Consider the following 247-nt stretch of genomic DNA (forward strand, 5'->3'; position numbering starts at 1 on the left):
GGTGGAAGCATGGTGACATGTGGAGCTGACGAATACTAATCGATCGAAGACTTAATCAAATTTAAATGTTTTGCGAAGCAAAATCACTTTTACTTACTATCTAGTTTTGAATGTATAAATTACATTCATATGTCTGGTGACTATAGCAAGGAGGTCACACCTGTTCCCATGCCGAACACAGAAGTTAAGCTCCTTAGCGTCGATGGTAGTCGAACTTACGTTCCGCTAGAGTAGAACGTTGCCAGGC

General features: G+C 41.3%; 1 rRNA gene. It reads left to right on the forward strand.

The features are described from left to right. Positions 1 to 132 precede the first annotated feature (132 nt). Positions 133 to 247 (forward strand): 5S ribosomal RNA (rrf, locus tag IDG65_RS14585).

Origin of the sequence: Staphylococcus sp. EG-SA-17, from assembly GCF_017151845.1 — a bacterium.
Classification (GTDB): domain Bacteria; phylum Bacillota; class Bacilli; order Staphylococcales; family Staphylococcaceae; genus Staphylococcus; species Staphylococcus aureus.